This is a genomic window from Aquiflexum lacus (assembly GCF_015476655.1).
Classification (GTDB): domain Bacteria; phylum Bacteroidota; class Bacteroidia; order Cytophagales; family Cyclobacteriaceae; genus Aquiflexum; species Aquiflexum lacus.
In genome coordinates this window covers 1-9684 of sequence record NZ_JABFHF010000008.1, presented here as the reverse complement: position 1 = coordinate 9684, position 9684 = coordinate 1, and the positions used below count along the sequence as shown (strand labels likewise).

Below are 9684 nucleotides of genomic sequence, written 5' to 3'. Positions count from 1 at the left end.
GCAACCTTTGTTTCCTCCTTAAACCAGTAGCGTTACAAACGCTATTACTCAGCGTCACAAAGCTACAAGGTTCGGACAACAATAGGCCAGCGATCCGCAAATTACCAATGACAGAATTGGAGATTTATACCTTTGAACTGTAAAATGCATTCAAGACTATAGATAACTTTTCCTTGTCACCTCGATCCCGATAGCTATCGTGGAGAGAGGTCTGCAGCCCGATTTAATGTCATTTTCCATTCAGTAAATGCCAATTTTCTCCACTCGGGATGAAGGAGTCAACCTTTATCCTTCCTCCTTCCAATCTCCCTACTTCCGTCTCCCTGAACGCTCCCATCAATTCTTAATAATCTTTTTAGTTTCCAATAACCCAAAGGCATGAATTTTCAGAATATATAATCCTTTTTTCCAGCCATGAGGGATTTCCAAGGTCAAGCTCTCATTGATGTTCATCACTTGTGCCTCAAATACAATATTGCCTTTATTATCCGAAATTGTAATATTTACCTCACCTTCAATTTTTTTAGAAAAATCCAGATGCAATACATCTTCAAACGGATTTGGATAGGTTTTTACCTCAATAGGTGATGGATTGAGAATACTTTGGTCCTCCACGATCTCAAAACTCCAGGTTTCAGATTGACTACTCGGCCTTTTTCCAAAAGCCTGTACCCTCCAAAAGTATTTTTCACCCCGTTCCAGACTATCCAAAGTAAATTCGGTTTGCTTCAGGTTTTTGAATTGCATGAGAGCTTCTTGGAAGGTACTGTCTTTGGACACTTCCAACTGATAATCTTCTGCTTCACTTACCATATCCCATTCAAATGCTACAGAAATGGTATCAATCAGCATGCCATCCGCCGGACTGATCAATAGGGGGTTATCTAAGTTGGGCAAAGGTTCTGTTTTGAAAAGCCATACAGCGGAGTAGGGACTTGAACCTGCAGCATTGATCGCCCTCACTCTCCAGAAATAAACCTGATCAGGTTCCAGTGTTGTGATGTTGATGGTAGTAGTGGTCACCGCATTGTTATTGAACACAATCGCTTGACTGAAATTGGAATATTTAGAAACCTGAATCTGATATTTTTCAGCAGTATTCACTGATTTCCATTCAAAATCCACCCGTGCCGCATTCAATATGGCGGATTGTATAGGACTTACCAATTGCGGAGCTGTTGGTGCCAATAGGGAGACTTTGGTGGTAAAGCTCCAAACCTCGGAATAGTCACTGTTACCTGCTTTATTGATGGACCTCACTCTCCAATAGTAGGTTTTACCCTCTTCCAACTTTTCAAGCCCGAACAGGTTTTCGCTGATATTGGCCTGATCTACGATTCGCTGAGAAAAATCTTTAGAATCGGACACTTGCAGTCTGTATGAATCCGCCCCAACTACAGTCTCCCATTCCAACTGTACATTGGTATCCATATCTGATTGACCATTTGTTGGGCCAATTAAATTAGGAGCATCGGGACCATTTAAAGTTTCAAATTTCCATGTTTCAGAAAACGCACTGCTTCCACCTTCATTTGAGGCATTGACCCGCCAATAGAAAGTGGTTCCTGCCTCAAGATTATCGATATCAAAGGATTCAGTGGGTACATTATATAAATCAAATTGTTTTCTGACAAAATCCTGGTCTTTGGCGATTTGAACTCGATATACCTCTGCATTTTCCGGTTTGGTCCACTTCAGCGTGATGGTGCCGGTCAAATTCTGGCTTAAATTTTCAGGTCCCAATAGATCAGGAGCATTCGGGGCTTTTATTTTTTCTTTTGTAGTAAAAGACCAGGTATCTGACCAGCTGCTTTCACCTGTACTATTATGGGCTTTGACCCTCCAATAATATTGTGTGCTGGAACTTAATCCATCAACCTGATTTTGTGTCTCGGTAAGTTGACCTTTTTCCAGGAATAAATCACTGAAATCAGATTTTTCAGAGACTTGAATGGTATAGCTTGTCGCGTGCTTTGTTTCCTGCCACTGCATGATTAGGGAATTTTCCAATCCGGTTACGGAATTATCAGGGCTAATTAAAATAGGTTGATCAGGTAATTGTTCAGCAGCTCTCTCAATAACCGTAAATTCTATGGTACTTGGATTTCCCTTCACCAAAGTCTGATCCGGACCGGAATAAGGGGTAGCCGTTAAAATATATTTCCCCAAAATAAATTTTTCACCATTGTAATTGCCATTACTATGGCCAAATAGGGCATAGGGAGCGGAATTTTCAGTTTTATTTTCATTTAAAGGACCTGATAAAGACATGACCACACTGCCAACGGTGGAAGGGTTGGTATTGATACGGATGTTCAGATCCAAATCCCGTATCTCTTTGATATCGAGTACCGCACCGTTAGTAAGGGTCAATATATCGGTATTGGAGGTTGCATTGATCAGTGTGAAGCCTGAGATGCCTAAAGCCTGATTCGGATCGGAAACATTGATGATCGCGTTGTCTGAATAATATCCATCTTCTGTAATGACGGATATGCTTACATTTCCTGTCGCAATTGCAGTCACCAATCCATTTGGTGTAACTGTTGCAATTTCAGTATCAGAAGAGAGCCAAATCACTGTTTTGTTTGACGCGTTTGTGGGTTCAATTTTACCGTTCAATTGAAAGGATTCGCCGATTAGTAGATTGACAGTGGCAGGACTGACAGAAATCCCTGTCACTTTAATGATCTCATCAACGGGTTCTTTTTTAATGGTTAAGGACCAGGTTTCTGACCATTCACTTACTCCTGTCGGATTAGAGGCGCTAACTCTCCAGAAATATTCGGTTCCTGAAATAAGACCGTCCACATCAACCTGATTGGTCGTCACCGCTTCTTGGTTTAAAAATAGACTGGTAAATTCAGGGTCTTCAGAAATCTGTATGGCGTAGCTTTGAGCATTTTCAATTTCACTCCATTGAAAATTCAGGTTATTTTCTAAATCCTTTGAGAGATTGATCGGACTTGTCAATATAGGTGTAACTGGAGCATTTTCAAGTTTTGGTTCAACAACCGAAAATTTAATTGTTTCGTTTATCCCTTCTGTTCCAGTCAGATCTTTATCGGAGTAAGGTGTTGCCTGAAGGGTATATTCTCCTAAGGGAAACTTCTTTCCAAAATAATTTCCGTTATCATAACCAAACAATTCATAGGGAAGTCCATGTTCAATTCTTGTATCATTGATCGGACCTGTTAAGACAATATGAACACTTCCAACTGTTGGCGGATTGGTATTGACTCTGATGGTCAAATTAATATCCCCCATCTGATTGATGTCCAATTCAGAACCATTTGTTAAAGTAAACATATCTTTATCGGTATCTGCATTGATCAAGGTAAAGCCCGCTATACCGAGATTTTGTTCAGCATCAGTCACCACAAGACTGGCAGTTGCCTTGATATCACCATCTTGGGATTTAGCAGTTATAGTGACTGTGCCGAGTTTGATGGCAGTGACAAGGCCATCCTCATTGATTGAGGCTAAGAGTGGATCTGAAGAGGACCAAATTACATTTTTATTATCAGCATCAGTAGGAGATATTGTCGCAGTAAACTGTAAAGATTCTCCTTTTTCCAAAGTAACATTTTCGGGGTTGATTGTAATACCACTGACAGGAATACTTTTAGGCGGTTCTACCGAGAAGGAAATGGAGGTCTTAATTCCTGCTACACCCTCTCTGTTTCTTTCTGAATAGGGGATAGCAGTCAAGGTATATTGACCAAGTGATAAAGCAAGACCATTGGAACCTAAGAGGTCATAAGTATATCCATTATCAACTCTTGAGGAATTGATAGGCCCTTCCAAGGAAATAAATACGCTCCCAACTTCATTGGGGTTGATCTTGACCCTGAAATTTAAAAGTAAGTCTTTAATTTTCTCATATTCCAATGTGCTTCCATCTACAATTTCTTCCTTTTCGGTGTTTGATGCTGCGTCAACCAAATAGAAGCTTTCAGCCTTATAATTTTCTCTAGGGTCGTAAATGTCAATGGCAGCAATGCCATCATGTCCACCTTCTTCCGTCTTTGCAGTTATGCTGACCTTTCCTGTTTGTAAAGCACTGACCATGCCCTGATTATCAACAGTTGCCACATTTGGGTCTGAAGTGGTCCATAAAATATTTTTGTTGCTTGCATCAGCGGGGGAGATAAATGCTTTAAGCTGCAATTGCCTTCCGATTTCGAGGGTAGTCTCTGAAGGCGTTAGTGAAATACCTGTCACCAACACGATATTGGTAATCGCCTTAGTTTCAAAAGACCAAATGGCCGACCATGTGCTGTTGCCGGCTTCATTGGAAGCCCTTACCCTCCAATAATATTGGGTTCCGGCCTTTAAATTTTTGATTTGAATCTGATTGGAACCTAATCCATCCTGATTGATAAAAATAGTACTAAAGTCAGAAACCTGAGAAATTTGGATGCGATAGGATTCTGCATTATCAATTACATTCCATTGAAGATCTATGGTATTTGCCAAATCTTTTGATTTATCAATCGGGGATATTAGTATCGGTTTTTCAGGAACAATTATTTGTTCAGGTTCAGTTACAGAGAATTTTATGGACAGTGTTTCACCTACTGTCCCACTTTTATTGGACGCTGTATAGGGAGTAGCTGCTAGGGTATATTCACCAATGGGTAATGACTTGCCAAAATAATCCCCATTACTATCCCCAAATAGGGCATAGGGTGATTCATTTTCGGTTTTTGAATGATTAATTGGTCCAACTATTGACAAATGAACACTGCCCAACGTAAGGGGATTTGTATTTGCCCGAAAATTCAGGTTCAAACCCTGAATCAATTCTGAATCAATTTTCATCCCCTCATACAATTCAAAAAAATCGCTATTGTCAGAAGCATCAATAACTGTAAAACTTTCCACTTTTATAGTCTGATCTTCTACCTGTTCTACAATTGAAAATTCAATAACCTTTTCTGTACCTTTTATCCCGCCTTTGTTTTGTTCTGAATAGGGGATGGCTGTCAGTTTATAGTTCCCTAGCGGTAAAGTCAGACCTGAATTATTCAATAAATCAAAAGTAAAACCATTATCAGTCCTTGAGGAATTGACAGGTCCTTCCAAAGAAATCCAAACACTGCCAATATCGGTAGTATTTGGATTTGCCCTAAAATTCAAACTGATGTTTTTTACCTGATCATAATCTAACTTGTCTCCTTGGCTCAGGGGTTGTAATGCTGTATTTTTTCCGCCATCAACCAAGGTAAAACTTTCAATTGCCAATGCCTTGTCCGATTCAATGACAGTTATCGTGGAACTACTCGTAAAATCACCATCTTTCGTTTTTGCAGTGATGGTTGAAGTTCCGGGTCTGATTCCAGTTATCAATCCATTTGAATTTACAGTGGCAATATCAGGATTGGAAGAAGTCCAGGTTACAGTTTTATCTGTAGCATTGGAAGGTGAGATGTTTGCTTTGATTTGATGTGTCTTACCTGTTTGCAAAGAGAGTTCTTTTGGGTCTAAGACAATCCCGGAAACATCCACGATGGATGTTGTTTCCAAATCAACGATATGCGCTACCAAACTATTGATATAGACTTCAATATTGGTATATTCCTGACTTAAGGAATAGAGACTGTCATCCGCTGTATTGGGGTCCAAACCATTGGCAATTTCCCATTCATCGGGCATACCGTCTCTATCGGAATCTTTTGTTGCTGGAAGGGATTTTAGTTGTGGCCAGCCGCCAACATCATTTTGACTATCGATAATTCCGTTTAAGCTTCCTCTTGAACCTTTGAAAGTATAGGTGCCTGATTTTGTTTCCTCAACAATTCTTTTATCAATAATATCCCTTGACAGGCTTGATCCACTTTTTTCCAATACTAATCGGAATGACTCTTCGGCTGAATTTTCAAACTGATAAACATCTGAATCGAATGGGACATTCATTTGCATTCTCTTCCAATCTTCAATGGTACCTTGTCTGGCGATTACCCCTTTCCAATTGTCTTTGTTAACATCCTCATATCCCTCTACTATATTTCCATTAATAAAGAAATAACCATATCCAAAAGATGCTGTCCTTTCTGCAAGAAAAAAAAGGTGGTTTCCAAACTTACAATTTGTTGCAGGTCCATTTTTGAAATAATTATTGATAAAATTTATTTTACTTTCAGCGCCACCTTGCGTTGGGCTTCCGCCCCAATTGTAAATTATGTTATTTCTAAAATCAATTATTCCAAAAAAATCTTCCAGCGATTGACCTGATCTTAATACACCAGGATCTGCGAATCTGGGATTTCTATGATTGTTATGGGCATAGAGGTTATGATGGAATGACACATTGTTTCCTCCAGCTAGTGAACCATAGCCCCTGTCTCCTCTTTCTATATTTGTCCATAAAGAAACGTTTAGAGCTTCTGAAATAATGCTCCATTGCAAAGTGAAGTTTTTATTAAAGAGAAAGCTTGCTGTTTCATCCAGTCCCCACGAGAATGAACAATGATCAATAATTAAATTTTCACAATATTTTCCGTCAATTGCATCATATGCATCTTCTAAATTATTTTCTCCAAGTCTGAATCTCAAATATCTTAATATGATATTGTTTGTTTCAAGGACTACCTTATAATTTGTGATTGTGATTCCGTCTCCAGGTGCTGTTTGACCTGCAATAGTAAGGTTTGGCTTTGTAACTCTCAATTGGCTTTTGAGTTCAATATTTCCAGAAACTTCGAAAATAATAATCCTAGGTCCTTCAGTTCCTATTGCTTCCCTAAGACTTCCCATTCCGCTATCGTTTAAGTTCGTAACTTTCAGAACTTTTCCACCTCGACCTCCTGTAGTATATTTTCCAAATCCCTCAGCACCTGGAAATGCAGGTATAGTTTGATTTTGCCCAAAGGAATTTGTTATTGATATGAAGTTCGCGAACCAAATTAAAATCACTAATGTCAATCTCATAGGTACAGGTGTTTTACCTCATATTATCAAATATGGGATGCAGGTTTCAGTGTGACTTGAAAAGTCAGCGCAATTGATTTTTCTGAAAGCTTGAATTGGGTGATTAAGCGCTCAGGTATGGGTGATGATTTTTTAAATCAATTCAATTTTGAGGATTGTTTTTTCTTATTCCAAAACTTTGTTATACAAACCAAAATTCAAGGCAAGTCAGACAAATTTATGTAAATAAAAAATAACCTGAATAAGTAGTTTTCAATCGAATATAGCATATTCCTAACTCCTTCATTCCGGGTAGTGAAAATTAAAATTTACAGAATGGGAAATGACGTCGGGTTCTGGGTCAATCATAGCCGTACTTTTCTAATCCCAATAATCGCGGAGAAGAATCTCCAAATACCTCAGGAGATGCCCCGAATCCCGATATGACAATATTTATTGGGATTGGGCAGGAAAGGCTTTCTGTCCGTTCTGCATGACGCGTCGAAATTTTGTCATTGTTATGTAATAAGGAATCCCCATATTCTCAATTAGGGTTCAAGTTGTCAAAATAGAGATTATAAATTCAATTCTGAAGTCTAAAAGTTGAAGGCAAGCCTTGTAGTTATCTCTAATCTCTGTCAATACAACGTCAGAAGGAAACTCAAAAGAACCAAATAAGCTTGCATCACGGAGTTTACAAAATTTGAATCTCCTTTAAAATATAGAAAATTCATTTTGTTTGGGATCTTGCCTTTTCAATACTCTATTTGATAATATGATCCACCAAACTATTGAGATAAACTTCTAAATTGGTATAATGGGGATGCAGATCAAAAAAACGGTCATCCCTGAGATTGGGATCGAGTCCATTTTCAATTTCCCAAATATCTGGAATGCCATCTTTGTCGGAATCTTTTGTTGCTGGAAGGGATTTTAGTTGTGGCCAGCCGCCAACATCATTTTGACTATCGATAATTCCGTTTAAGCTTCCTCTTGAACCTTTGAAAGTATAGGTGCCTGATTTTGTTTCCTCAACAATTCTTTTATCAATAATATCCCTTGACAGGCTTGATCCACTTTTTTCCAATACTAATCGGAATGACTCTTCGGCTGAATTTTCAAACTGATAAACATCTGAATCGAATGGGACATTCATTTGCATTCTCTTCCAATCTTCAATGGTACCTTGTCTGGCGATTACCCCTTTCCAATTGTCTTTGTTAACATCCTCATATCCCTCTACTATATTTCCATTAATAAAGAAATAACCATATCCAAAAGATGCTGTCCTTTCTGCAAGAAAAAAAAGGTGGTTTCCAAACTTACAATTTGTTGCAGGTCCATTTTTGAAATAATTATTGATAAAATTTATTTTACTTTCAGCGCCACCTTGCGTTGGGCTTCCGCCCCAATTGTAAATTATGTTATTTCTAAAATCAATTATTCCAAAAAAATCTTCCAGCGATTGACCTGATCTTAATACACCAGGATCTGCGAATCTGGGATTTCTATGATTGTTATGGGCATAGAGGTTATGATGGAATGACACATTGTTTCCTCCAGCTAGTGAACCATAGCCCCTGTCTCCTCTTTCTATATTTGTCCATAAAGAAACGTTTAGAGCTTCTGAAATAATGCTCCATTGCAAAGTGAAGTTTTTATTAAAGAGAAAGCTTGCTGTTTCATCCAGTCCCCACGAGAATGAACAATGATCAATAATAATGTTTCTACAATATTTAGCATCCATGGCATCGAAAGCCTTTTCTGAATTATTTTCACCTAGGCGAAATCTTAAAAAACGAATAATTATTTCATTAGTCTCTAAAAAGACTTGAAAATTAGAAATAGTAATTCCATTACCTGGTGCTGTTTGACCTGCGATGGTAAGATATGGTTGTCTTATTCTAATTGTACTTTTAAGTTCAATTGTCCCTGAAACATCGAATAAAATTGTCCTTGGACCTTTTGTATTTATAGCTTCCCTGAAGCTACCGGGGCCACTATCATTTAAGTTAGTGACTTTTAAGATCCGACCTCCACGGCCTCCAGAAGTATATTTTCCAAATCCTTCTGCTCCTGGGAACGCAGGAATTAAGTCCTCTTTAAAGAATCCACTATTTGAATTAAAATTTGAAAAAAGACCAAATAGAGACCAAAAGATAAAAGTAAATAATACATTCATTTTTAGATTAGCTATGAACTTTTAATAGAAAATGCATTTTTTTATTAATTTAGTCAAGAAAACCACCAAAAAAAGGAAATCTTTTTGGTGGTTTTCAAAATCAATTTAATAAGAAAATTATTTCTTGATAAACTTGATCTGCTTTAATCTTCCCTGTCCCTCATCCAAGATTAATAGATATGTGCCAGCAGACATCCTTAAAGGTGCAAGATCGAGAACAATCTCTCCGTTATCCGGCACTACCGACCTATTGAGATACTGCCTGCCCATCATATCATACACCACAACCTCAACAGTGGTTTCCTCCCTGCTGTTCAACTGAATATGGAGTCGGTCTTCGACCGGGTTCGGATATATTTTGAAGCCGAATAGGGTATCAATTTCAGGATCTTCTACCGACAACTGAGCTTCGTCAGTGATTTGCCCTTTGGCAGAACCTTCTGATTTTCTCAAGACATTTGTCTCATTACTATAAAGATCGGTTATTTCCGATACGTCCAGTGCCCTGCCGTAAAGCCTGAGGTCGTCAATGGCTCCTTTGAACCGCTGTACTGTTCCGATGGCCCCGATGACCAGATCACCTGCGGAAG

General features: G+C 38.5%; 3 protein-coding genes. All 3 read right to left on the bottom strand.

The annotated features are described in order from the left end of the window. Positions 1-336 precede the first annotated feature (336 nt). A complete protein-coding gene (locus tag HMJ38_RS09135; RefSeq protein WP_194974086.1) occupies positions 337-6933 on the bottom strand; it encodes an Ig-like domain-containing protein in 6597 nt (2198 codons plus the stop codon). 742 nt (positions 6934-7675) lie between these two features. Further along, a complete protein-coding gene (locus tag HMJ38_RS09130) occupies positions 7676-9094 on the bottom strand; it encodes a pectate lyase family protein (protein ID WP_194974085.1) in 1419 nt (472 codons plus the stop codon). 117 nt (positions 9095-9211) lie between these two features. Further along, positions 9212-9684 (bottom strand): T9SS type A sorting domain-containing protein (locus tag HMJ38_RS09125; protein ID WP_194974084.1); only part of this gene is annotated, 473 nt, incomplete at its 5' end.